Genomic DNA, 24547 nt, shown 5'->3' with positions numbered 1-24547 from the left:
GGTCACCGGGACCGACCCTGTGGGGGCGAACCGCGATGGAACAGCGCACGTGGCTCTCGACCGAGGAGGGCCCCGACGTCGGCCCCCAGATCATCTTCGGGATGGATCTCACCGGCCGGTGCACGCTCTCGGTCGGCTCCGGGCTCGCGGCCCTGGGGTTCCGGCCCGGCGAGATGGTCGGCACGGACCTGCTCGAGTTCTACCGCGACGACCCGCTGGGCACCGAGGCGCTCACCCGGGCTCTGGCCGGTGAGGCCTTCCGCGCCGAGAGGGAGTACATCGGGCGGCGCCTGTCGCTGTACTTCGAGCCCGTCTTCGGCGAGGACGGCGAGCTCACCGGCGCCCTCGGTGTCGCCACCGACGTGACCGAGCAACGTCGGCTGGAACGAGTGGCCCGCGCTGCGCGGCGGCGCGCACACCACCTGGCCGACCTGTCCAACGCCCTGACCCGCGAGGAGCTGGACCTGCCGGCGTTGCTGAGGGTGGTGGTCCGCGCCATCGGCGAGGTCGCGGGCTCGACGGGGGTGCTCTGGCTGCGGTCCGGGTCCGGCGAGCGGCTCACGCCTGCCGCCGCGTGGGATCGCGACACCGCCGGGCACGACCTCGACGGCGTCCTCATGCGGGAGGGGTCGGAGGCGGGTCCTGTGGCGCCCGAGGTGTCGGCCGCCGCTGCGCTCGAGGCCCCCACGCTGCTCGACGAGGGTGCCCGGGCAGAGGCCACAGGCGCCAGCGGGCTGATCGCCCGGTTGGCCCCGTCGGCGAACGGTGGGCCCGTCCTGCGCGTGCCCCTGCACTCCCGCGGCCAGCTCATCGGCCTGGTCGACATCGCCCGGCCTGAGGCTGCCGGCCCGTTCCGTGAGGAGGACGTGGACCTCGTTGCCGACATCGCCGGCCGTTGCGCCCTGGCCGTCGACAACGCCCTCCTGTTCAACGCCCACCGCCTGGCCCGCGAGGAGCTCGTGAAGTTCCAGGCCCTGGCTGACGCCTCGGACAACCTCGTCGGCATCTCCGACACCGCTGACCGCATCGTGTACCTCAACCCGCGCGTCGTCGACCTGGGCATCGAGGCCGACGACCGGGACGTGTGGACGACGCTGGCCGACTTCGTGGGCGAGGAGCACAGCCGGACGATCCGGGCACATCTGGAGACCGAGGGCCGCTGGTCGGGCCAGCTGCCGCTGCACCTCGGCGAGCTGGAGGGCATCGGCGACGTGCGGATCGCCCACCTGGCGGTCTTCCGGCTGCGCCACCCCGACACCTCCGCGGCCCTCGGAACGGCCTGGATCGCGGTGGACATCACGGAGCTGCGCGCGACCGAGGCAGCCCTGCTTCTCGCCAACGCCGACCTCGGCCGGTTCAAGGCGCTCGTCGAGGCCTCCCCGGACTTCATCGCCATCGCAGGCCTGGATGGCGTCGTGGAGTACCTGAACCCGGGTGGGCGCGCCATGATCGGGATGGGCGCCGACGTCGACGTCACGACCACGACGATCGCGGACTACCTCACGCCGGAAGGGCTGGCCGCGTCCGTCGAGGTCGAGCAGCCCGCCGTCGTCCGGGAGGGCCACTGGGAGGGCGAGTCCACCCTGCGCAGCCACGCCGGGGGTCCCCCCATCCCCGTGGCCATCGCCAGCTTCCTGATGCGGGACACCCGCACCGGGGAACCGTTCGCCCTGGCCACCGTGCAACGGGACATCAGCGAAGCCCGGCAGGCCGCGAGGGCGTTGCGCGAGCTGGCGGAGCAGCGCGAGGCGCTGTTGACGCGGCTGGTGCACGCCCAGGACGTCGAGCGGGTCAGGATCGCCGCGGACGTGCATGACGACACGGTGCAGGCCTGTGCCGCGGTGGACCTGCGCCTGGGGCTGCTGCGACGACGCCTCCGGGAGCGGGCCCCGGACCTTCTCGAGGAGCTGGAGGGCATGCAGGCGAGCGTCACCGGCGCCACCGACCGGCTGCGGGCCCTGCTGTTCGACCTGGAGCCCCCGGACCTCGGCGGCGGGCTGGCCCCGGCGCTGTCGCGGGCGGCGGACGAGGTGTTCGACGGCGCCGGCGTGCACTGCACGGTCGAGGGGGCCCAGGAGCCGGAGATGCCCGAAGCCACCCGGGCCATGGCCTACCGGATCGCCAAGGAGGCCCTGGTGAACGTCCGCAAGCACGCCGAGGCCGGCCGTGTCGCCATCACCGTCACCGGGAGCGAGGGTGGGCTCGAGGTCTCGGTGCGGGACGACGGCATCGGGCCCGGGGCGGCGGTGAACGGGTCCATCCCCGGGCACCGCGGGGTCTCCGGCATGCAGGACCGCGCGACGCTGGCCGGAGGCCGGTGCACCATCGGCGACAGCCCGGACGGGGGCACGTGCGTGACCGTGTGGCTGCCGGGTCCCGGCCCGCAATGATCCCTGTGCACTAGACGGCCTGCCGCCGCTGCAACGGGTGCCACCCCTCGCCGGGGACCAGAGTCGGATGAGCCCACGCCGGGACGTCCGGGGCGGGCGCGAGGCGTCGGGCACGGCGTCGGCGGGTCCGGACCGGCGCCGCCCACCGCGAGCGAGGAGCACATGTGGACGACCTGACGATCGCCGGCGAGACCAGGGGTGACAGCACCGTCCTCCACGTCGGCGGCGAGATCGACGCCTACACCGCACCGAGGATGGGTGAGTGGCTCGACGAGCAGATCGACGCCGGTCACACGCGCCTGGTGGTGGTCCTGGAGGACGTGACCTTCATGGACTCCAGCGGCCTCAACGTGCTGGTCGGGCGGCTGGCGGCGGCACGCTCGCGGGAGGGCTCACTGTCCCTGGTCGGCCCCGGTGAGCGCGTCCTCAGGGTCCTGTCCATCACCGGCCTGGACGAGGTCTTCGAGATCTTCCCGACCATCGACGCGGCGTGCAGGGCGACGGCACAGGTGTGACCGGCCGGCCCACGGTGATGGTGCCGATGCACTAGGCCCCCTGCTGCCGCCGCAACGGGCGCCGCCGCCGGGTGTGGCCACACAGTGGTATTGCGCCGACCGGCCCGTCCCCCTGCGGGGCCGGCGGACGCACGGTGAAGGGCACCGACCGGCCCGTCCCCCCTGCGGGGCCGGCCGGTGCCCGTCGCACCGGGGGCCCACCGGCCGCCTCGAGCCCTCGGGGCAGACACGCCGCTCGGGCGGGGTCAGGCGGGCGGGGTCAGACGGGCCCGGTCAGGCGGGAGGGTCAGGCAGCCTCGCCGAGCATGGAGCTGATGGCCTCGTGGGACCAGACGCCCCGCGCGCCCCGCAGCTGGCTCAGCCAGGCGCTGGTCTCCGTCGCGTCCCAGCCGTGCCCCTCCCCCAGGCCCCGGGCCAGGAGGTGCAGGTATGCGGCGGTGGGAGCCTGCGGGAGCACGTCACCTGCGGACCATGGCGCGGTGAACGTCAGCATCGGGTGTCCGTCGAGGTCACCGAGGTGCAGGAGGGTCTCGTAGCAGCCGTGGCCGAGCTCAGCGCGGCCGTCGGCGAGGACCGGGGCGAGGTCGAGGTCCGAGGCGGGTTCCCGGGCCATCTCCTGGGCGGCGATGTCGCTGAACTGACCCACCGTGACGAGGTGGGCGCGCATGGCGGCGACGCCGGGCTGGGTGGCGTCGTAGAACGCGACCCCGCCACCCCAGAGCTGGGACGTCCGGGCGAAGTAGACCTCGCCGGCCACGGTCACGGGTCGCGAGACCCGCGGTGGTCGCGGGTCGCGGGCGCCGGGGTGCCGGCGGCGGGCGCCCCGGGGAAGGCCGCCGCTGAGGTAGTGGCGCAGCCGGTCACTGGCCATGTTCGAGCCGTAACTCACGTACCAGACGTGCTGAGTCGAGGTAGGCATTGCCTTCACCGTGTCGCATCGCCGTCCCTCGGTCAAAAGCGGGGCGCCCTTCGGTGGGCTGCCGTTGCCGGCCTCCTCCCGAAGGGCGCAGCAGTGGGACGTCCGCCCATCCCGCAGCGCCGCCTGTTTGCCTCGGGACGTATGCATCGCCGTACCCGTCATGCTGCGGGTCCGACGTTTCCGGTTGCAGTGGGCCGGAGGCCCGTCGAGGCCCTCGTTCGGGGCGTCACCGCTGATGGTGCGCGCGTTGGTCGGTCAGTGCGCGCGGTCGTGTCGGGCCCGAATTGCCAGCAATACCAACCTCATCCACCCTGCCCGGGCTCGCCTCGGGCGCATGTGCCACCCCTGTGCGCATAAAGAGGGACCGGGCTCATCGCGGCTTCGTCCTCATGACGTCGCATCCGGCCAACCAGGTTCGTTCATCTTGGGGACGCGCGGCCCGGGCCATCAGGAAAGCCTGAGTCGGGGTCCCGGGCCGGGGGACCCACATGAGACGGGGATGGACAGAGGGGGCAAATACGTTGTCAGTGAACGGGAATCAGTCGTTGGGTGGCGCCCTGCCCTTGACGACTGAAGGCACAGGGGTGGTCGGCCTGACCGAGGGGCAACCCCTGGTGCAGAAGCCACTGGGAAGCTGGACGGACCACCCGAGGACGGTGGCACGGCGTGGTCGCCATTGGTTGGGAGCACTGGCGGCCAGGTCGCTCCAGCGTCGTGCTCTGGACTGGGCGTTCGTCGTGACGGACCTCGTTGCCGTCGTCGTGGCCTGCTCGGTGGTCGGCATCGGCCGTCTCGCGTGGGTGGCCCTGGCGGCCCTGGTCAGCGGGTTCAACATGCTGAGTGGCAGCTACCGCTTCCGCCTCTCCCTGAACGTCCTTGACGAGATCCCTTCCCTGACGGCACACATCCTCGTCGCAGGCGCGTGCCTCCTGCTGCTTCCGCCGGCGGTGGTGCCCGGCCGGACACGCCTGTGGTGGCCTGTCCTCACCGGGGCCGCCATCGGCTTCACCGTGGTCACCCGGGCGCTCACCTGTGCGGTCGTGCGCGTCGTGAGACGCCACGTCGTGACGAGTCGCAAACCCACTCTGGTGCTGGGATCCGGACGGATTGCGGGTCGGATCGTTCGCTGCCTGCACGAGCACCCTGAGTGCGGGCTGGAGGTGGTGGGTAGTGTCGCCGACACGGATCCCCGGGGCAGCAGCCGCCATGTCGCGCCGCGACTCGGCGGTTGCCGGGAGCTGGCCGAGGTGGTGCGTCGCACCGGCGCACGGGTGGTCGTGGTGGCGTTCACCTCGACGTCGCACGATGAGCTCGTCGAGGCCCTGCACGGATGCGGGCGCTCGTCGTGCGAGATCTACGTCGTGCCGCGCCTGTTCGAGGTGCAACGGATCGACCAGCACACGGACCGGGTCTGGGAGCTGCCACTGCTGAGGCTGCCGCGGCTGGCGTTCCGCTCACCCAGCTGGCGGCTGAAGCGGCTCTTCGACGTCGTCGCGGCTGCCGCAGCCATCCTCCTGCTCAGTCCCTTGCTGCTCGCGTGTGCGGTCGCCACCTGGCGCGACTCCGGGCGCCCGGTCCTCTTCCGTCAGGAACGAGTCGGCCTCGGAGGACGGACCTTCACGCTGTTGAAGTTCCGCACCCTCACCCCGGTTGACCACACGGAGTCGGACGTGCACTGGAACGTGGCGGACGACGACCGGATCACCCGCACGGGACGGTTCCTGCGTCACACGTCCCTCGACGAGCTGCCGCAGCTGTTCAACGTCCTGGCCGGGCAGATGAGCCTGGTCGGGCCGCGGCCCGAGCGCGCGTTCTTCGTGGAGCAGTTCACCCAGTCGGTTCCCGGCTACAGCGCTCGCCTGCGAGTCCCCCCGGGCATCACGGGTCTGGCACAGGTCCACGGACTCCGGGGAGACACCTCCATCGAGGAGCGGGCCGCCTTCGACAACCAGTACATCGAGAACTGGTCCATGTGGAACGACGTCAAGATCCTGGCTCACACGCTGCAGGCTCTGACCCGGGGCGCCGCGTGACTGGCGCGACCGCCGGTGCGTCCGGCACCGACAGGCGCGAGGTGATGTGACCCATGGCGACACGCGTCCTGCACGTCATCGCCGAGATGGGTCTCGGCGGCGCAGAGACCCTGGTGCTGGACCTGGCACGGCTCGGTCCCTCCGTCGGGTGGACATCTGCGGTAGCCAGCTCCGGGGGGTCCCGGGTGGCGTCGCTGGGCGAGGCCGGCTGTGAGCATTTCCACGTGCCCCTCGTGGGACGTGCTCCGCTGCGGGTCCTGCCGGCGGCAGCGCACCTCCGGCGAGCGATCCACCGGTTCGGACCCGACGTCGTGATGGCGCACAACGTCTCCAGCACCGTGGTCGCCTCGGCTGCGTCGATGATGGGCGGCTCCTCGCACTGCCTCGTGTCGGTGTTCCACGGCGTCACCCGGGAGGACTTCCGGCTGGCCGCCCAGGTCCTGGACCGCTTCCCCGGACGGGTCGTCGCCGTGTCCTCCTCGGCCCGGGACCGGTTGCGGGCACAAGGTTTGCGCCGGCGCGACGTGGTGGTGATCCACAACGCGGTGAGCCCGCCCGCGCTGCCGGGCAGGGACCGTGCCCGGCGTCGGCTGGGCATCCCGGACGACCTGCCGGTGGCGCTCTGCCTGGCCAGGCTGACGCCGCAGAAGCGCCTCGACGTGCTGCTGCGGGCGTGGGCCCAGGTCTCCCCGGCAGCCCTGCTCCTGGTCGCAGGTGACGGCCCCCTGCGGCAGGAGCACGAGGCCCTCGCCCGGGATCTCGGGATCGCGGGAACCACGCGTTTCCTCGGTCCTCGACAGGACGTGGCCACTCTCCTGGCCGCCGCCGACCTGGGTGTCCTGAGCAGTGACTGGGAGGGCCTGCCCATCGCCGCCCTGGAGTCCATGTCAGCCGGGCTCCCGATGGTGGCGACCTCCGTGGACGGGCTGAAGGAGCTGGTGGGCGACCACGAGGGCCTCCTCGTGCCGGCCGGTGACCCGGGGGCCCTGGGAGCTGCGCTCACCGAGCTGCTCTCCGACGGTCCCCGGCGTCGAGCGGCGGGCGCCGCAGCACGGCAACGGGTGAACGAGCGCCACGATCCCCGAGCCATGATGCAGTCCTACGCCGCCCTGGTGTCGGAGGAGCTGGCCGGACCCCGCCACCATGTCGCCTTCGGGCACACCCTCTTGGGCAGGAGCCGGTGATGGGCCGTCAATGCGCCCACGGTCCCGGCGCACGGGCGCCGTGGCAACCACGCGTCATACAGGGAGGGTTGGGCGAGCAGCGCTCTCCTCTGGAGGGCAGTGCCGGCGACAGCCGGACGCGCGTCCTGTACGTCGGCGGCGCCGGGCGCAGCGGCAGCACCCTCCTGGGTCGGGTCATCGCCTCCGGGGAGGGCGTGTTCACCGGTGGCGAGCTGCGATACATCTGGGACCGCGGTCTTCGCGACAACCAGCTGTGCAGCTGCGGTGCCCCCTTCCGGTCGTGCCCCTTCTGGACGGAGGTCTTCCTCAAGGCCTTCGGCGGGTTCGACTGGATCGACGCGGCCGCGATGCTGCGGTTGAAGGACGACGTCGACCGGTTGCGCTTCGTCCCGATGCTGGCCTACCCGCTGGTTCGGTCCCGGGAATTTCGGGGACGCCTCGATCACTATGGCGATGTCCTGGGCCGCCTCTACGACGCCATCAGGCTGGTGTCGGGCAGCTCGATCGTCCTGGACTCCTCCCTCGACGCCTCCTACGCCTACCTGCTGGCGGCCACCCCCTCGATCGACCTCGGACTGATCCACCTGGTCCGGGACAGCCGTGCGGTGGCGCACTCGTGGCAGCGACGCCAGCGGCGCCCGGAGATCCAGGCGCGGGAGGAGTTCACGCCACGGTGGAGCGCGTCCCGTGCGTCGCGCAACTGGCTCGTCGCCAACCTGCTCATCGGGCATCTGCGCCGGCGCGTCGCGGCGTCCACGGTCGTGAGGTACGAGGACTACGCCAGCAACCCCACTGCTGTGCACGACCGCCTGTCGGACGTCTTCGACCTCCCACGACCTGCCCTGACCAGGAAGGCGTTCGAGTTCGCCGCCCCCGAGCAGGAGCACCTCATCGCCGGCAACCCGATGCGGTTCAGCCGGGGGCCGATCCGCATCCTGCTCGATGACGAGTGGACGCGAGCCGGCGCACCCCGGGCGTTCGCCGTGACCACCCTGCACACCTGGCCGCTGCTGCTGCGCTACCGCTACCCCGTCCTCGTGAACGACCGGGAACGGCGTTGAGCACCGCTCCCCCGCCGGCTCATGGCCCGGCGGGCGACGTTGTGGGCCAGGCGGTCCGCGGTGTCACCTGCGCCGCCGGCGCACCGCGCCCCGGGGTGCTGTGATGGCGCGGCAGGCATCCCCGAGGCTGTCGGGGGCGTCGGCGCTCCGGGGTGGTCTGTGGAGCGCCTTCAGTCGATTCCTCCCCCAGATCTACACGCTCGCCATCTCCATCGTCGCGGCCCGGCAGCTCGGCCCTGCCCTGATGGGGAAGCAGAGCTACATCGCGTTCGTGGAGGCTGCCGCGGTCATCTTCGTCGCCGGTGGGCTGCCGGTGACGCTCATGAGGTTCGTCGGCGCCGCGGATGCCCGTGATGACGCGGCGGCCGTGCGTGAGGTCGTCCGCAAGACGTTCCTGTCAGCCGTCGTCCTCGCGGTCGGGGCTTCCCTCGTCCTCATCATCGCGACGCGTGGTCAGGAGCTCAGGGCCAGCTGGGTCCTGGCCTCGGTTGCCGTCGGGATGCTGGTGCTCCACACCGTGCCCGCCAACGCACTGCGCGGACTCCACCGATGGCGCGCCTCGACGAGTCCCGGCCTCATCACAGGCGCCCTGGCAGTCGTTGCCGTCGTCTCGCTCCTTGCCGCGGGCTTCGGTGTCACGGCGATGTTCGCCGTCGAGGCCGTCGCGGCAACGGTCAACCTCGCCGTCGTGGCCCTCCTGCTGCGGCGCCACCGGCCGCGCGTGTCGACCGGCCCGGCGAGGGTGACCCACCGACAGCCCGGGATGCTGCGTTTCGCCGCGGCGCAGTGGGCGACCGTCTCGGTGGCGTTCGTCGTCACCAGCCGCAGCGAGTTCTTCGTGCTGGTGCACTACGCCTCGGCACCGACCCTGGCGTACTACAGCATCGGGGTGGCGGCTGCGCAGGTGCTGTTCCTGATGGTGGAGGCAGGCTCCAACGCCGTCACGCCGACCATCGCCGGCCTGTCCGCGCTGGGGGCCCAACAGCGGGTGGGAAGGGTGTTCGCCCGCGGGTTGCGCTTCCTGCTGTATGCCGGGATCCCGGTGACAGCATTGAGCATCGTCGTCGCGCCGCAGCTGATACGTCTCGTCTACGGGCCCGCCTACGAAGGAGCCGTCCCGGTCTTCACCACCGTGATCGTGGTCCTGCCGATCGTGGCGGCGTCATACCTGTCTGCTGCGGCCCTGAGCGCCCTCGGCCGGCTCCGTGCCCCGCTCCTGTGGAACTCGGTGGCGGCGGTGGGTGACCTGCTCGTGGCGCTCTGGCTGATCCCCAGCCACGGAGCCGTGGGGGCCGCCACGGCGAACTCCGTCGCGCGACTGATGGCGGCAGTTCCCTTGACCCTGCTGGCGATGAGGCTCTCACCTCGTCCGGCGGGGACCTGGCGGCTGACGGCCTGGATCACGGTGACCGCGTGCGTCGCTGCGGCGGCGGCGCGACTCACGCTGACGGTGGTCCCCTCACCCTGGTTCGGGATCCCGGCGGCAGCGGCGGCCTTCCTGGTGGCCTACCTCGGGGTCGGGTTGGTGACGAGGCCGCTCGTGAAGGACGACGCCGCATGGCTGCTGGCCCACGCCAGCAGCGCCGTCGCGCGCCGCACCGAGCGCCTCTTGCTCGCCATGAGCCGCTAGTGCGCAGCGCGACACGGCGCCCGGCACCGGCGTCGATGCCGTGCGGACTGGGGGCCGGACAACGCCTGCGGGTCGACCCGCACCGTCCTTGTGCACGCACGCCGTCCTTATGCAGTAGTGGAGGGCGGCGGACGGCGTCCAAAGGGACGAGGGGCCGGTCGGACAACCGAGGCATGCGCCTCGTGGCGGCGTGGGTAGGGTCGACTGACGGAGGCCGGGCCGCGGGCTGTGGCCACACCCGGGGAGGGACGATGCGCAGGACGAACCGCGCTGTGGGGCGGATGGTCGCCAGGCTCAGGAGCCGGTCCGGAGGGTTCGCCGAGACGAGGGGGCTCACGATCCTCGGCTGGCACAGACTCGGTGAGACGCCCGACGGCCTGACCACCAGGGTGCAGGACTTCTGCAGCCAACTGGAGTGCCTCCAGGCAGCCAGGGCCAACGTCATGCCGATGCAGGACGCGCTCAGGCTGCTGTCCGCCGACCGCCTCCCCAAGCGAGCGGTCGTGCTCACCTTCGACGACGGGTACCGCAGCGTGGGCGAGCTAGCCTGGCCTCTCCTCGAGCGGCGAGGGATGCCGGCCACCCTGTACGTCGTACCGGGGTTCCTCGACGGCCGGCGCCGCTTCCCGTGGGACCTGAACGCGACCTCCGCTGACGCAGAGCTCCTGACTGCGGCCGAGGTCGTCGGGCTCTGCCGCGCGGGACTCGACATCGGGTCGCACACGATGGGTCACCGCTGGCTCCCGGACGCATCCGACCCCGAGCTGGTGCAGGACCTGCTGGACTCCAGGGCCTTCCTCGAGGAGCTCCTGGGACGCCCGGTGCGGGGTTTGGCGTACCCGACGGGTGGCTGGGACCAGCGCGTGCGTCAAGCGGCCCGGGCCACGGGTCACGACTACGCCGTCACCGTGGACCGCGGCATCAACCGCCCCGGCCGGGCGGACCTGCTGAGCCTGCGTCGGTCGTTCGTCCCCGACGACGCCCAGGACCTCGAGATCCTGCTGAACGGCGGCTACGACCATCTCCGACTCGTGGACCGCGCCCGTCGCGTCATGTCCGCGAGTCCCCACTAAGGGCATCGGAGGCGGTCCACGATGCGCGTCCTGCAGCTCCTGAGCCAGAGCGAGGGCGGCCCCGCCGACCACGTGGTCGACCTCTCGAACGAGCTGTCCAGCCGAGGCCACAGCGTGCACGTCGTGGCACCCGCAGACATCCCGCGTCGCCACCTGCGAGGCCCGCACCCGGGGCCTGAGTACACGTTCCTGCCCATCAAGACCCTCTCGGGCGTGCTCGCGCTGGACCGGCTCGTGCGGTCCTGGCGCCCGGACCTCATCCATTGCCAGGACCGCCGGGCCGGTCTCGTCGGACGACTGGTCGGCCGGGCTCGCGCAGTCCCCACGGTCTACACGCTGCACGGGGCGCCCGACGGGCTGGCACACCTCGTGCCGAACAATGCTCACGTCTGCCCGCCGCGCGCCCGGGACCGGCTCATGTACCTCCACGTCGAGCGCGCGCTCGCCGTTGCAAGCGGATCCCGGGTCGTCGTGGCGTCAGAGGCAATGCGAACCTACGCACGAGAGTCGATCCGGCTGCCCGAGGACCTGCTCGACCTCGTGCCGAATGGCACGAAGCCGGCGGAGCCGACCGCCAAGCGCGAGGTCACCCACCCGTTCTCCGTGGTGTGGGTCGGCCTCATGGTCCCGGTCAAGCGGCTGGACGTCCTCGTCGAGGCCATGGCCCTCAACCCGGACATGGCCGTGACCCTGGTGGGTGACGGGCCGCTGCGCGGCGCCGTGCTCAGCCGGGCCGACCTGCTCGGCGTGTCCGATCGCCTCGAGTGGGTGGGCTACCAGGACGACCCACGTCCGTGGCTGTCTCCCGAGCGGGTGGCGGTCCTGTGCAGTGATGCCGAGGCCTTCTCCCTCTCGCTCCTCGAGGCCATGTCCAACGGCTGTGCAGTCGTCGCGACTCACGTCGGCGGCGTCCCCGGGCTGGTCAGGCATGGACAGGAGGGGCTGCTCGTGCCCCCGGGAGATGCTGCTGCGCTGGCCTGCGCGCTGCGCCGCGTCGGGTCCGATCCAGGGCTGCGCGCACGGTTGGGGGTGTCGGCGGTCGAGCGCTCGGCGCAGTTCACGGTGGACCTCATGACGACCCGCCTGCTGGCCACCTACCGGGCGGCACTCGGCGGGCGGGAGGGCTGACCCGCTGGCGCGTCGCCGTCGGGCGATGCACGAGGGCATCTCGTCCTTCTTGGGGACGCTGGAACCTCGCCGCCGTACAACGCTGCGAGAGAGGGTCTTCCGGCCGCTGCCGAGGGAGCTCTGCCAGGAACACGCGAGGGGGCCGTATGTCCTTCACCCTGTCAGCACGTGGCTCTGCCGGCCTGCGCGGCGGACGGTGGTTGCGGTGATCGGCGAGATGCTGGCGGTCTGCCAGCCCGGTGACGCGGGAGTCGCGCACGTCGTGGCCAACCAGGTCGGCTGGGCGGCCGCCGCGGGGTGGAGCTGCGTGGTGGCGTGCGACCCGGAGACCCGGGTGGCCGACCTGACGCAGCGCCTTGGTGGCCGGGTGGCGCCCTGGCCCGCGCGGCGCTCCCCCGCCTCCGGACTCGTCCGGGAGGTCGCGACGCTGCGGCAGATCGTGGCGCAGACCGACCCAGACCTGGTGCACCTGCACAGCAGCAAGGCTGGCCTGGTCGGGAGGCTCGCGATCCGGGGTCGCCGCCCGACGTTGTTCCAGCCCCACGCGTGGTCGTTCGAGGCCGTCGACGGTGTGCAGCGACCCCTCGCCGCGGCGTGGGAGCGGTCCGCCCAGCGGTGGACCGACACCACCGTCTGCGTGAGCATGGCCGAGCGCGACCGGGGCCGCCGGGCAGGACTCTCCGGCCGCAGCGAGGTGCTGCCGAACGCCGTGGACCTCAGGCACTTCCGCCCGCTGCAGAGCCGCGAGCACGACCGCAGGGCGCTGCGCTCGCACCTGGGGGTCGATCCCGACCGGCCGCTCGCAGTCTGCCTGGGGCGCGTCTGCCCGCAGAAGGGACAGGACCGGCTGCTCACGGCCTGGAGGTGGGTGAGCAGACTCCGGCCGGAGGCTGCGCTGGCGTTGGTCGGCGACGGCGCTGACCGGGAGAGGCTCCTGGCCCACGCTCCAGCGGGCGTCCTGTCCGTCGGCTGGGTGGAGGACCCCTTGCGGTGGCTCCAGGTGGCCGACGTCGTGGTGGTCCCGAGCCGGTGGGAGGGTCAGGCCCTCGTCGTGCTGGAGGCCATGGCTTCCGGCACGGCTGTGGTCGCCAGCGACATCCCGGCCAACGCCGAGATCCTGCCAGCAGGGGCCGGCTGCCTGGTCGACGCCGATGACCCGGTCGTGCTCGCCCGAGCGCTGGCGCAGCGGCTTCCCGCGCGCGGCGCGACACCGGCCCCGACCGAAGGGCGCGCCGGCCGCGCCTACGTCGAGCAGCACCACCATCCCGACCGGGTCGCCGAGCAGCTGGTGCGGCTGTATGACGCGGTGGCCGCGCACGGCAGCCCCACCAGGCATCGGCGGCGGGAGTGGTGCCGATGACGTCGTCGCCCCTGCGAGCTCTGGGGGACCGCGGGCTGCGGGTCCAGCTGCTCGCGGTCACCCTGGCGGGACTCGCCTGCGCGTTCTCGCTCGTGGCCCAGAGCGTGCTCCCGGATCGCTATCTCTGGGACGGTCAGCAGATCAGCTGGGTGATGAACAGCCCGGTCGGCTCCTCCGACCCCTCACGGGACTTCAGGGACATCGGCGCCTTCTACCAGCTCCTTGGCCTGTCCCACGAGCCCGTCACGGTTGCGCTCCTCACCGTGCTCCTGTTCACGACCACCGTCTTCGCTGCCATTCGATGGACCGAGGTCGGACGGCTCGGGCTCGTGGGCGTGGGCGTCCTCCTCGTCAACTTCGTCTGCGCCGCCACGTACCTGTCGCAGTTCAGCAAGGAGATGATCACGCTCCTCCTGGTGCTGCTGTTGATGGTGCTGCCGCAGAGCCGCCTGAGTGAGCTGGCCTTCTTCGCCCTGGCCCTGGTGTACGCCGTCGCGTTCCGCCCCTACTGGGCGATCGTCGCCGTCCTCTACGTCGTGTGGCGCGGCATCCTGCGACGACGGCGGCGACCGGTCACCATCGTCGTCGCGTTCGTGCTCCTCTACCTGGGCCTTCAGCTGCTGTTCCTGTACGCCTTCGGCGTGGGCCTGACCGACAACAGGACCGCCGTGAACGCCTCTCGGGCGGGCGTCGACGTGGGCACGCTGATCACCGACCCGCTGCCTTCCGGACCGGTCTTCATGACACCCAACGCCCTGCTGGCGCTGGTGTCGCTGTGGTTCCCGGTCCCGTTGTTGCTCAAGCCCCCGGCCTTCCACGCGGTCTCGGCAGTGGTGATCGGGTTTCTCTGGTGCGGCACCCTGCCGCGCATCTTCGGCTACGGCACACAGCCGCGGCTCGCCGAGCCGGACGGGGCACGCACCCGGATGGACGGCCGCGCCCTCAGGGCGGCGCGGGCCGCCGCGCTGCTCCTCGCGGTGGTCTCGGTCCAGGCGATCTTCGAACCCGACTTCGGTTCCTACCTCAAGCACCTCACGCCACTGATGCCCCTCTTCCTCACGCTCGTGCCGTTGCGCAGGCAGGTCGAGGAGGCCCGGCCGGCCCGGGTGGGTGAGGCATCACAGTGGCTTCCGGAGAGAGGCAGCATCACATGACCACGACAGGCTTCTTCCGGTCCCTGCGCCTCTACTGGTACGTCGCGCTCGTGGGCCTCCTGCTGGGCGGCTTCTGCGGCCTGGTGGTCCACGGCATGCTGCCGAAGAAGTACGAGGCCTCCTCCCTGCTGCTGATGTCCGCGCCGACCATCGCGAACGTCAGTGACGGCAACACCTACATCCAGAACCGGATGCCGACCTACGCCGCCCTGATCACGTCCCGGCCGGTGCTCGAGGGTGCCTGGCGCTCACTAGGGTCCGACGCGGCAGCCAGCCGGAGCCTTGAGACGGTGAGTGCCAGCGTGGAGGCCTCGACCGCGCTGATCACCCTCAGCGCGCAGGCTCCGGACCCCACGAGCGCCGCTGACCTGGCCAACGCCGTCTCCCGCTCCTACGTCGTCATCGCGCCACGCCTGGACAACGTCAACCGGCAGGTCCTGCACGTCGACATCGTCCAGGAGGCCGAGCCCCCACTGGAGCCCTCGAGCCTGTCCCTCCCGATCGCCGTGCTGGGGGGTTCCATCCTGGGGCTCACCATTGGTGTGCTGGTTGCCCTGGTCCTGGGCGCCTCCTCCTCACCAGCGCGCGTGACCGTCCCCGGGACCCGGGAGTCCACCGATCGGAGCGACCATGGGCTCTACGTCGGGTAGCGCCCCCCTGCCGATCTCACGACGCCTCCTGCTCTCTGGTGTCGCAGGCACGGCCATGGCGACGTTCGTCTCCGCCTCGTCCACCCCGGTCAAGGTATCGTCCCGTCGGGCAGGGACCATCGTCGGGCTCACGATGGAAGCCAGCCCCAGGTCAGCCAGGGACTTCCGGACGGACCTGACCCACCTGGTCGCGACGGGGGCCACGTGGATGCGTTTCGGCATCCAGTTCTGGGACATGGGCACCTGGAACCAGGGCCGCTGGACCTGGGACCAGGCGCGCAGCGCGTTCTTCACGGACTGCGTCCGGCAGGCGCGACGAGCCGGCCTGCGGATCAGCCTGACCCTGGCGCAGATGCTCAACGGCCCGCAGTGGAGCCAGGCGGAGTACCTGGCGGTGAACCGCGAGTACTGGGCGAGGTGCATGAGGACGGTCGCGGCGGGCGGCGGTGTCGACGTGGTGCAGGTCTACAACGAGGCCGACCACAACCATTTCCGCACCCTGGCGGACCTGGGCGGCACGATGACCCCGTCATACCTCTCGGACCTCGCCTCCGCGATCCACGCGGCGGGGCAGGAGGCGCATGCCGTGCTGCCGCACGCACTCGTCACGACCAACGTGGTGGATGGCGGCGACGCGCACTGGGAGACGTTCTACGACACCGTTGCCGCGGCCACCGACGTCATCGGGGTGAACTGCTACCCGGGGAACGACGAGCAGGCGATCCACGTGATCCCGTTCCGTCTGGAGCGACTGCGCCAGCGGTACGCCAAGCAGGCGCTGGTCACCGAGATCGGCGTGCCCACGGAGACCGGCGGCCCGATCCCGGTCGCGAGCGCGCGACGGGTGCTCCCCCAGATGATCGGCAGTGCTGCCCAGGCCGACCCGTTGGCGGTGCTGGTCTACGAGCTGCGCAACCAGGGGCGGGACCCACGCAACCCCGAGGACAACTTCGGGATCTTCACCTACGACCAGGTCCGGCGGCCGACCTACGACGCCGTCGTGAGCGCGATCCATCCGTACTGACTCCAGCGCCCGTACTGACTCCGGCGCCGCGTCCCCCTTGGCGACGCACGCCAGGGCCTGTCGGGATCGTCCGACCGCTCACGCCCGGGACACGACGAGGTGTCGCCGCCCCGTCAGCAGGGCCAGCCCGTACAGCACGGCCACCACGACGAGCAGCGCGTTGAAGCCGAGGATCAGCGCGAGGTACTCCAGCGCCCCGCCCACCATGGCGCCGAGCAGGTTCGCCCCGAAGGCCACGGTCGAGGACCCGACCCCCTTGAACCGCACCGCGAAAAGCAGGTTGGCCACGAAGATCGGCAGGAAGGCGATCGTCACCCCGGCCACGAACCGGGGCACCAGCCCCAGGTTGAGCAGGGCCGCCTGGGGGATCAGCCAGGCGGCCGCGAGCGCGGCGAGCAGGCCGGCATACAGCAGGATCGGCCGATGGATGGTCACCCGCCGGGCGACCTCGATCGCGGCGAGCACGCTCAGCAGCACGCCGGCGAAGACGGCAGCGTTCACCGCCCACGTCGTGCCGAACAACAGCGCGAACTGGACGACGTTCTTGGTCTCCAGCAACAGGAACGCGGAGCCCATGAAGAACAGGTCGACATAGGGCCGCATGGTGCGCAGCGGTCCGGCGACGGCGCGCACCAGCACCGTGGAGGCCAGCAGGACCAGGCCCAGCATCCACAGGTAGAAGGACGGGATCGAGCGCGACGCGAGGTAGGGGAACGGCCGATCGTCCACGGAAGGCTCCAGGGCGGCACCCCGCGGCGTCCAGGTCGAGGCGCACCCACCGGTGGTGCCGTCCTTGCGCAGCGTCAGCACCGCCTGCTGTCGTGGTCCGTAGCTCGGGCCGAGCTGGACGCAGGGCGCGGTGCCGTAGACCGTGCGAATCGTGTTGGCGTAGCGGTCGAGCAGCCATGGCTCGTAGTAGTTGTACATCGCGAACGTGCCGCCCGGCTTGAGCAGCGAGCGCGCTCGCTCCAGCGCCTGCGTGGTGAACAGGTAGTTCTCCAGCCGCAGCGCCGACTGGCCCGTGACGATGGTCGCCGAGTCCGGCAGCGCCAGGAGGACCAGGTCGTAGCGGCGGTCGGTCCGCTCCATGAACGCCCGCCCGTCGTCGACGTGCGTGGTCACCCGCGGGTCGGAGTAGGGCCGGTCGGGGTGCCGGTCGCGGCCGATCTGCATGAGGGCGGGGTCGATCTCGACGGCGTCGACCCGCCGCGCGCCCTGCGCCAGCGCGACGGCCACATCGTTGCCCGTCCCGGCCCCGATGACGAGCACGTCGTCGCGGGACCCCGCATAGGTGTAGGGGTAGAAGTAGAAGGGCGAGCTGCGACGGATCTCCCGGACCGGAAGGGCCGTCTGCAGCGGTGTGTTGTTCACCTCGACCCGGACCATCCCGCCGCGGTCCTGGGTGTGGATCTTGTAGTAGGGCGACCACTGGAAGGTCCCCAGCACGGACTCGGCGCCGAGCATCAGCACGAGGGCGGCGAGGGCAACGACCTGCCATCTCCTCGCTCGACGGCCCAGCAGCACTGCGAGCACCACCGCGGCGGCCACGGCCCAGCCCAGCGGCGGCAGCCGCAGGAACGACAGCGCCGCGAACGTGACGATGCCGGTCAGGCTGCCGATGACGTCGAGCCGGTAGGCCTCCAGCGGCGCGAACGTCGCGAACGTCCTGGCGACCTCCTGCGCCAGCGCCATCAGCGTCGCCACGGTGAGGAGGAAGACGGCGGCCAGGCTGATCACCTGCGGCAGCGGCGGCATGTCGAACAGCCCGACGAGCTCCCACTGACCGCCGCGCCCCGTCCCCGTGCGCACCGGGAAGGCCAGCACGAAGCCGACCAGCGCGGCGAGCAGGACCGGCGCCAGCGGGAAGAGGTCCCGACCGGCGCGGCCACGCAGGAAGCCCAGGCCGATCCCGAGGAAGCTGGCGAGCAGGACGAAGTTGGTCAGGTGGACGAGGTAGAGGTTGTTCGACGACGTCCATCGGATCAGGGCCAGCTCGACGAACAGCATGAGGGCACTGGCCAGCACCAACCGGGTCCGGGCGCCCGGCCCGGGGGGCCGCCACCGGCTCGCTGCCACGAACCGGTCGGCTGGGTCGACCAGGTTGGACTCGCCGTCCTGCCGCATCGCGTCCCCTTCGTCAGCCGCTCAGGCAGCCACGGTGCGAACCGTAGCAATGCCTTGCCGCGGACGCGACGGTTCGCGGGTCAGCGGAGGATGGGTGGATGAGTCGGTCGGTACGCCGGGTTCTGTGCGCCGCGGCCGTTACCGGCACTGCGGGCGACGGCCATCCATCTCGGGTGCCCGTTGCCGGACACCTCCAGCGGTCTACCCGGAAGCTCGGGCGGGCCGCCCTCGAACGCTTCCTGTCTGACCTTGCTCCAGGTGGGGTTTACCGAGCCACGCCAGTCACCTGGCGTGCTGGTGGTCTCTTACACCACCGTTTCACCCTTACCGCGGCGCCTGCCCGGCCGGAGCCGGGTGGTTCACCGAGGCGGTCTGTTCTCTGTGGCACTGTCCCGCGGGTCGCCCCGGGTGGCCGTTAGCCACCACCTTGCCCTGTGGAGCCCGGACGTTCCTCGGCGACGCCCCGAGGGGCGCCGACGCGGCCGTCTGACCGACTCATCCGCCGATGATCCTAACGGCAACCAGGACCCTGGTATGCCGTGTGCCCGCCTCCCGGCCCGGGCACACGGCATACGGGCGGCGCGGCGACGCGCGCACCCGGGCGGCACCGGCCCAGCCGGGTCACCTGTAGCGGCTGCTCCCCAGCCGCTACGACGACCGGTGCGGGCCCTCCGGCGTGGGCGTCCCGACGGGGTTGAGCCGCTCACTGTCCTCCGGAGCGAGCCCCTCCTCGGGACTGACCCGGGGCCGGCCGCGCTGCACCCGCCAGGCGCTGAACAGCGCTGTCATGGCGGCCAGCCACGCCGCGCCGAGCACGAAGCCGGCCAGCACGTCGGACACGTAGTGGGCGGCCAGGGCGACCCGCGAGAAGCCGATGCCCAGGACCAGGACGACGGCCGCACCGACGGCCACGCGGCGCCACACCCCCGTGAGCACCGGGAGGAAGACCAGGAGCAGCACGCCGTAGCCGACGATCGCCGCCTGGGCGTGGCCGCTGGGGAAGCTGGCGCCGGGCTCGTGCACGAACGGCTGCGGCACCACCGGGCGCTGGCGGTGGACCATCGCCTTGACAGCGCTGTTGACCAGCGACGACCCGGCGGTGGTGACCACGGCGAACAGCGCCAGTCGCCACAGCCGGCGGCTCAACAGCCACACCACGACGACGAGCACCACCACCTGCCAGGCGAGCGCCGAGCCGGCGTCGCTGAGGGTGCGCATCACCCACACGAAGGCGGGCTGCCCCAGGGCGAAGCGGTGCAGGCCGTCCCGGGCCCCGAGGTCGGCCTCCGACAGCGGCGCCCACTTGTCCTCGACGAGCAGGAGCAGCAGCGCGAACGGCACCGCCACGAGGGCCAGCGCGACGGCCAGGAGCACCGCCCTCGTGACGTGGCGCTTCGTGCCCCGCGGGCGCGCCGCCACGACGGATGGGGAACCTGCCACGAAAGCCTCCTGACCTCAGACCGTGAAGGGTGCTACGGAGCGGGCCCCGGTGTCGAGGTGAACCTCGACGAACACGGCCACCGCGTCATGGTGCCGGTCCCAGTCACCGTCGGAGACGTCCAGCCGCAGCGTGGTCAGCGGGAGGCGGTCCAGCAGGTCCAGCTCGAGCTCGCGCCGCTCGCGCATGAAGGCGACCAGGCCGTCGAAGCCCTGCAGCCCGCGAGCCAGGCCATAGCCCTGCCCGGTGTGGTAGCGCACGACGAGATCGAGCCACTCCGCGGGCCGTTCGGCGGCCGCCGCGGCAAGCACCACCGCCGGGTCGCCGGCATCGAGGTGGACCAGCACCGGGTCCATCGCCGTCACCGCCTCGGCCAGGGCCCGGATGTGCGCCTCGACCTGCGCCGGGGTCCGGTCGAAGCGGGCCATCAGCGCGCACACCGGGTTCTGGAGGAGCACGCACTCGAACAGGTACACCCCTGGGTCAGATCCCGCGGCGTGCCGCCGGCCGAACCGCTCCCATCGTTCGAGCAGGACCTCCGCATGCCGGTCAGGGGTGACCGCACCGTCGTAGCCGTCGTGCTCGCGCAGCCGGTCCCTCAGCGCGGCCGACCAGCCGGCGTGCTCCCGGTCCAGGACCAGCCACGAGTCGCCGCACCGGCTGGCCGCCCGCGCCAGCCGCCCGGCCTCGTCGGGGAAGTCGCAGCGCAACCGGTCGAGCTCCCCCGGCGACAGCACCGCGGCCTGCTCGAGGTCCACCGGGTGGTCGGTGCGGCCCTCCGCGAAGTGGTGCACCTCGACCCCACGACCCGCCAGCCGGTGATGGAGGCGCGCGGCCGTCGTGGTCTTGCCCGACCCCGGCAGGCCCTCGACCATCACCAGCTGTGCCACGCCCGCTCCCCCTCGTCGCCCCATGGTGGCCCGACTCTCTCACGATCCGCGCGCGAGAGCAGCGAGTTTCCTTGTGGGGGAAGCGCATCGGGCGAGACCGATGCGCGCCGGGCGGATCGGCTAGAGGTCCACTCCCAGGCTGGTCCCCATGCTCGGCCGGTACACCCACCGGGTGGAGGTGTGGTAGCCGGTCACGCTGCAGAAGATGTCGAACCGGACGGACTCCCCACCCGCAGGCACCTGCCTGAAGGTGAGGGCGTAGCCGCCCCACGGTCCGAAGTCCCCGGACAGCCACTCCCCGTTGGGCGCGAGGGCGTAGACGGTCGCGAGCTGGTCGCCGTCACACCCGTCGTCACCGTAGGTCACGACCGTGGGGTCCCCCGGTGATGCCTGCGCCGGGGCGGCAGCGAGCACCATCGCCGTCGCCACCCCCGCCGCTGCCACCAGGGTCGCCAGCCTCCTGCGCACCATGGCGTCCTCCCTCGTCGCGTTCAACCCGACGACGCCACGCTGCCGCGCCGGGCCGGAGACGTCCTCCCCCCAATGACGCATCCTGCGCCCACCGCGAGCGGGAACTTCCCGTCAGGCGACCTCGAAGCGCACCGCGCGACGGGCGATGTCCGCCTCGACCAGCCGGACACGCAGGGCGTCGCCGAGCCCGACCTCGCCGGTGCAGGGCGCGAGGATCGCCGGGTCGGCCACCTGCACCATCGACCCCTTGTCGGTCAGGTCGACCACCACGGCGGCGAAGGTCTCCCCCACCCGGTGCCGCAGCGAGGCCGCCTCGACCGCGTCGGTGCAGGCGCGTTCGACCGCGGCCGCCTTGTGGTCGGAGGCGGCCATGGCGCGAGGCAGCGCCGGCAGCGCCTCGCGGACCCAGCCGGCGACCTCCTGCCCGGCGCACAGCGACTCGCACACCATCAGGCCGAACCGGTCCACCAGCCGCCGCAACGGCGCGGTGACGTGCGCGTAGGGCGCGCCGACGGCTGCGTGCATCCCGACCTCGGGCAGGTCCCCGACGAACGGCGTGTAGCCGGCACCGCGGAACAGGCTGGTCGCCTCGTGGATCAGCGCGAGCTGGCGCGGGTCGGACCGGTCGAGCGACCGGAGGAACTCGCCGTAGAGCCACTCCGCGGGCCACACCACGCCCAGCGCCCGCGCCTGGCGGTGGAACCGGGCGACGGCCTGGTGGTCCGGCTCGGGCATGGTGCGCAGGATGCCGATGTCGCCGTGCAGCATCATCTCGGCGGCGGCCATGCCGGTCATCAGCGAGATCTGGGCGTTCCAGTCCTCCACCGCCAGCGGCGGCCGGAAGCGCAACGCGTAGCGACCCTGGGCATCGACGGTGACCTCCTGCTCGGGCAGGGGAAGGCTCGCCCCGCCGCGCTGCTGCTCCAGGGCGACGCGGCGCTCGCCGATCTCGCGCAGCAGCACCGCGCGCTCGTCGTCCGACCCGGCGTCGAGCGCCTCCTGGACCGAGACGTAGTCGAGCCGCTCGCGGCTGCGCACCATCGCCCGGTAGACCTCGACAGAGACCTCCTCGCCGTCCTCGTCCAGGCGCAGGTCCCATACGAACGCCGGGCGCACCTGGTCGGGCAGCAGGCTCGCGGCGTCCTCGGAGAGGCGCTCCGGGTGCAGCGGGGTGCGCCGGTCGGGGGCATAGATCGTCTGGCCGCGGCGGCGCGCCTCGCCGTCGATCGCCCCTCCGGCGGCCACGAACGCCGGGACGTCCGCGATGGCGTAGCGCACGCGGTAGCCCCGCCCGGAGCGCTCGAGGAACATCGCCTGGTCGAGGTCCTTGGACCCGGCGGGGTCGATGGTCACGAACGGCAGGTCGGTCTCGTCGCGCTCGGGCAGCCGCAGCGAGGCGACCGCCGCGTCGGCCTCGGCGAGCACCTCGGCGGGGAACTCCGCCGGGACGTCGAGCTCGGCGCGGACGGCATCAAAGGCGGCATGCAGCTCGCTCGCGTCGACCGCCTCCCCCGCTTCGGCGCGACCCGGCTGGACGAGCTTGATCCTGCGCATCGACATGGGCCTCACCCTACGCACGAAGCCCCACCCGCGCGCCCGAAGAAGGCCACCTGCCCGCCGCCACCTACGCTGTCCCCGTGCTGATCCTGCTCCCCCCGTCCGAGTCCAAGCGCGGCCGCCCGCGGGGTGCGCCGACGCGGCTGGACCGGCTCTCCTTCCCCGAGCTGACCGGCACCCGCGAGCAGGTCGCCCGGGCCGTGGCCGAGGTCAGCGCCCGTCCTGACGCCGCCGAGCTGCTGGGGGTCAGCCCCAACCTCGCCGAGGACATCGCGCGCAACACCCGGCTCGCCACGGCCCCGGCCCTGCCGGCCCAGGACCTCTACACCGGCGTCCTGTACGACGCGCTCGACCTCGCCGGCCTCGACGCGGCCGCCCTGCGCCGCGCGCGCCGCTGGCTGCTGGTGGTCTCCGCCCTCTACGGCGCCCTGCGCCCGGGCGACAAGGTCGCCCCCTACCGCCTGTCGATGGGGGTCAACCTCGAGGGCGTCGGCCCGCTCGCCTCCCTGTGGCGCGAACCGTTGTCGCAGGTCCTGCCCGCAGCCGCCGGTCGCGGCGTCATCGTCGACTGCCGCTCCAGCACGTATGCCGCGGCGTGGACTCCCAGCGGTGACCTCACCAAGCGCTGGGTGCAGGTCAAGGTCCCCGGCGCCACCCACATGGCCAAGCACACCCGCGGGCTGGTGGCCCGCGCCCTGTGCGTCGCCGGCGTGGACGCCCGCACCCCGGCGCGGCTCGAGCAGGTCCTCGCCGCGGACTTCAAGACCTCGCTGCAGCAGCCAGCGCGCGCCGGCCAGCCCTGGGTGCTGGAGACCACGGCCCGGTGAGCGGCGCCGAGCTGCTCGACCTCGCGGCCCGGGTCGGGCCCGTCCTCGTCTTCCTGGTTGCGATCACCGTCGTCGCCGAGATCGCCGATGCCGCAGGGGTGTTCGACGTCGCCGGGCACTGGGCAGCCCGCACCGGCCGGCACCGCACGTGGTTGCTCTGGCTGCTGGTCGTCGCCCTGTCGGTCGCCTCGACGATCGTGCTCAGCCTCGACACCACCGCCGTGCTGCTCACGCCCGTCGTCATCGCGGTGGCCCGCCAGCTCGACATCAGCCCGGTCCCGTTCGCGATGACCACCGTGTGGCTGGCCAACACGGCGTCCCTGCTGCTGCCGGTGTCCAACCTGACCAACCTGCTGGCCCTGCACCGGTTCGAGGCGCTGGGACTGGGGCATGCGGGATACGTCCGGCTGGCCGCCCTGCCGGCCCTGGCCGCGATCCTGGCCACCGTGGCCGTGCTGGGCCTGCTGCACCGCAGGGCGCTGCGTGGCCGCTACACCCTCGAGGCGCCACCCGAGCCGCACGACCGACCGCTGTTGCTGGTGGCGGGCGGTGTCTGCGTGGCGCTCGGTCCGGCGTTCATCAGCGGCATCACCCCGGCCATCCCCGCCACGCTCGCCGCGCTCGTCCTCGCCGGCACCACCCTGGTGCGCCGGCCCAAGGTCCTGCGCGAGGTGAAGGTGCCCTGGCTCGTCGTCGCCGGGGTGTGCGTGCTGTTCGTCGTGGTCGACATCGCCCTGCGCCACGGCCTGCAGGACCTGCTCGCCTCGGCGGTCGGCCAGGGCACGGATCCGGCCGCGCTGGCGCGCGTCAGCGGCGTGGCCGCCGCCTCGGCCAACGGGGTGGACAACCTGCCGGCCTACCTCGCGCTGGAGTCGGTCACCGACACCGAGCCGCACCGGCTCATGGCCCTGCTGATCGGCGTCAACTGCGGCCCGCTGGTCACCGTCTGGGCCAGCCTGGCCACGATCCTGTGGCGGGAGCGGTGCCGCAGCGCCGGCGTCACGATCACCACCGCACGCTTCGCCTGGCAGGGCGCGATCTGCGCGCTGGCGGCGACGGCTGCCGCCGTCGCCGCCCTCGCCCTCGCCTGAGCCCCCACCGCAACCCGTGCGCCATGGC

General features: G+C 72.3%; 20 protein-coding genes and 1 other RNA gene. 14 read left to right on the top strand and 7 right to left on the bottom strand.

What is annotated here, in order from left to right:
• Positions 1-35: 35 nt before the first annotated feature.
• Together AC3ANM_RS19185 and AC3ANM_RS19180 are read left to right on the top strand one after the other, a co-directional pair.
• Entirely contained in the window at positions 36-2390 is a 2355-nt protein-coding gene (locus AC3ANM_RS19185; protein WP_488286007.1) for a PAS domain-containing protein, read from the top strand.
• Positions 2391-2554: 164 nt separating this feature from the next.
• Entirely contained in the window at positions 2555-2905 is a 351-nt protein-coding gene (locus AC3ANM_RS19180; RefSeq protein WP_488286006.1) for an STAS domain-containing protein, read from the top strand.
• A gap of 286 nt (positions 2906-3191) precedes the next feature.
• On the opposite strand, the gene AC3ANM_RS19175 is transcribed toward AC3ANM_RS19180, so the two are convergent.
• Complete coding sequence (locus tag AC3ANM_RS19175) at positions 3192-3794, bottom strand: histone deacetylase (RefSeq protein WP_488286005.1); 603 nt, start codon at positions 3792-3794, stop codon at positions 3192-3194.
• A gap of 575 nt (positions 3795-4369) precedes the next feature.
• On the opposite strand from AC3ANM_RS19175, the gene AC3ANM_RS19170 reads away from it, so the two are divergent.
• From AC3ANM_RS19170 to AC3ANM_RS19125, 10 genes are all read left to right on the top strand, one after another.
• Positions 4370-5857: a sugar transferase gene (locus tag AC3ANM_RS19170; protein ID WP_488286004.1), complete on the top strand. Its 1488-nt coding sequence runs from the start codon at positions 4370-4372 to the stop codon at positions 5855-5857.
• 53 nt (positions 5858-5910) lie between these two features.
• Entirely contained in the window at positions 5911-7041 is a 1131-nt protein-coding gene (locus tag AC3ANM_RS19165; RefSeq protein WP_488286003.1) for a glycosyltransferase, read from the top strand.
• Between the two features lie 68 nt (positions 7042-7109).
• Positions 7110-8102: a hypothetical protein gene (locus AC3ANM_RS19160; protein ID WP_488286002.1), complete on the top strand. Its 993-nt coding sequence runs from the start codon at positions 7110-7112 to the stop codon at positions 8100-8102.
• Positions 8103-8205: 103 nt separating this feature from the next.
• The gene (locus AC3ANM_RS19155) at positions 8206-9732 is read left to right on the top strand and encodes a lipopolysaccharide biosynthesis protein (protein WP_488286001.1); all 1527 of its coding nucleotides are present in this window, start codon (positions 8206-8208) and stop codon (positions 9730-9732) included.
• Between the two features lie 251 nt (positions 9733-9983).
• Positions 9984-10805 carry a polysaccharide deacetylase family protein gene (locus AC3ANM_RS19150; protein ID WP_488286000.1) on the top strand — a complete coding sequence of 274 codons (822 nt, stop codon included), beginning with the start codon at positions 9984-9986 and terminating at the stop codon, positions 10803-10805.
• A gap of 21 nt (positions 10806-10826) precedes the next feature.
• Entirely contained in the window at positions 10827-11933 is a 1107-nt protein-coding gene (locus AC3ANM_RS19145; protein WP_488285999.1) for a glycosyltransferase family 4 protein, read from the top strand.
• Positions 11934-12138: 205 nt separating this feature from the next.
• Positions 12139-13293, top strand: a complete 1155-nt coding sequence (locus tag AC3ANM_RS19140; RefSeq protein ID WP_488285998.1) for a glycosyltransferase — start codon at positions 12139-12141, stop codon at positions 13291-13293.
• Positions 13290-14447 carry a hypothetical protein gene (locus AC3ANM_RS19135; RefSeq protein ID WP_488285997.1) on the top strand — a complete coding sequence of 386 codons (1158 nt, stop codon included), beginning with the start codon at positions 13290-13292 and terminating at the stop codon, positions 14445-14447. Before AC3ANM_RS19140 ends, AC3ANM_RS19135 begins: the two co-directional genes overlap by 4 nt.
• Complete coding sequence (locus AC3ANM_RS19130; RefSeq protein ID WP_488285996.1) at positions 14444-15097, top strand: YveK family protein; 654 nt, start codon at positions 14444-14446, stop codon at positions 15095-15097. Before AC3ANM_RS19135 ends, AC3ANM_RS19130 begins: the two co-directional genes overlap by 4 nt.
• 55 nt (positions 15098-15152) lie before the next feature.
• Entirely contained in the window at positions 15153-16121 is a 969-nt protein-coding gene (locus AC3ANM_RS19125; protein WP_488285995.1) for a hypothetical protein, read from the top strand.
• A gap of 78 nt (positions 16122-16199) precedes the next feature.
• On the opposite strand, the gene AC3ANM_RS19120 is transcribed toward AC3ANM_RS19125, so the two are convergent.
• From AC3ANM_RS19120 to AC3ANM_RS19095, 6 genes are all read right to left on the bottom strand, one after another.
• Complete coding sequence (locus AC3ANM_RS19120; RefSeq protein ID WP_488285994.1) at positions 16200-18245, bottom strand: spermine/spermidine synthase domain-containing protein; 2046 nt, start codon at positions 18243-18245, stop codon at positions 16200-16202.
• A gap of 95 nt (positions 18246-18340) precedes the next feature.
• Positions 18341-18743, bottom strand: an RNA gene (gene rnpB, locus AC3ANM_RS19115) — RNase P RNA component class A.
• Positions 18744-18893: 150 nt separating this feature from the next.
• Positions 18894-19685, bottom strand: a complete 792-nt coding sequence (locus AC3ANM_RS19110) for a phosphatase PAP2 family protein (protein WP_488285993.1) — start codon at positions 19683-19685, stop codon at positions 18894-18896.
• A 15-nt stretch (positions 19686-19700) separates the two neighbouring features.
• On the bottom strand, positions 19701-20573 hold the full coding sequence (locus AC3ANM_RS19105) for a P-loop NTPase family protein (RefSeq protein WP_488285992.1): 873 nt from the start codon (positions 20571-20573) through the stop codon (positions 19701-19703).
• Positions 20574-20693: 120 nt separating this feature from the next.
• Positions 20694-21044, bottom strand: a complete 351-nt coding sequence (locus tag AC3ANM_RS19100) for a hypothetical protein (RefSeq protein ID WP_488285991.1) — start codon at positions 21042-21044, stop codon at positions 20694-20696.
• A 111-nt stretch (positions 21045-21155) separates the two neighbouring features.
• Positions 21156-22604 carry an RNB domain-containing ribonuclease gene (locus AC3ANM_RS19095; RefSeq protein ID WP_488285990.1) on the bottom strand — a complete coding sequence of 483 codons (1449 nt, stop codon included), beginning with the start codon at positions 22602-22604 and terminating at the stop codon, positions 21156-21158.
• A gap of 77 nt (positions 22605-22681) precedes the next feature.
• On the opposite strand from AC3ANM_RS19095, the gene AC3ANM_RS19090 reads away from it, so the two are divergent.
• Positions 22682-23428, top strand: coding sequence for a YaaA family protein (locus AC3ANM_RS19090; RefSeq protein WP_488285989.1), 747 nt, complete (start codon positions 22682-22684; stop codon positions 23426-23428).
• On the top strand, positions 23425-24519 hold the full coding sequence (locus AC3ANM_RS19085) for an ArsB/NhaD family transporter (protein ID WP_488285988.1): 1095 nt from the start codon (positions 23425-23427) through the stop codon (positions 24517-24519). Before AC3ANM_RS19090 ends, AC3ANM_RS19085 begins: the two co-directional genes overlap by 4 nt.
• The last annotated feature ends 28 nt before the right edge of the window (positions 24520-24547 follow it).

It is taken from the genome of Oryzihumus sp. JJN4-3R (assembly GCF_057747915.1).
This window is presented reverse-complemented; position numbering and strand designations above follow the sequence as displayed.

Coding starts and splice junctions, on each gene's coding strand:
- AC3ANM_RS19100 (WP_488285991.1), bottom strand. CDS start 21,044: ATGGTGCGCAGGAGGCTGGCGACCCTGGTGGCAGCGGCGGGGGTGGCG.
- AC3ANM_RS19155 (WP_488286001.1), top strand. CDS start 8,206: ATGGCGCGGCAGGCATCCCCGAGGCTGTCGGGGGCGTCGGCGCTCCGG.
- AC3ANM_RS19135 (WP_488285997.1), top strand. CDS start 13,290: ATGACGTCGTCGCCCCTGCGAGCTCTGGGGGACCGCGGGCTGCGGGTC.
- AC3ANM_RS19095 (WP_488285990.1), bottom strand. CDS start 22,604: ATGTCGATGCGCAGGATCAAGCTCGTCCAGCCGGGTCGCGCCGAAGCG.
- AC3ANM_RS19185 (WP_488286007.1), top strand. CDS start 36: ATGGAACAGCGCACGTGGCTCTCGACCGAGGAGGGCCCCGACGTCGGC.
- AC3ANM_RS19125 (WP_488285995.1), top strand. CDS start 15,153: ATGGCGACGTTCGTCTCCGCCTCGTCCACCCCGGTCAAGGTATCGTCC.
- AC3ANM_RS19145 (WP_488285999.1), top strand. CDS start 10,827: ATGCGCGTCCTGCAGCTCCTGAGCCAGAGCGAGGGCGGCCCCGCCGAC.
- AC3ANM_RS19150 (WP_488286000.1), top strand. CDS start 9,984: ATGCGCAGGACGAACCGCGCTGTGGGGCGGATGGTCGCCAGGCTCAGG.
- AC3ANM_RS19130 (WP_488285996.1), top strand. CDS start 14,444: ATGACCACGACAGGCTTCTTCCGGTCCCTGCGCCTCTACTGGTACGTC.
- AC3ANM_RS19120 (WP_488285994.1), bottom strand. CDS start 18,245: ATGCGGCAGGACGGCGAGTCCAACCTGGTCGACCCAGCCGACCGGTTC.
- AC3ANM_RS19165 (WP_488286003.1), top strand. CDS start 5,911: ATGGCGACACGCGTCCTGCACGTCATCGCCGAGATGGGTCTCGGCGGC.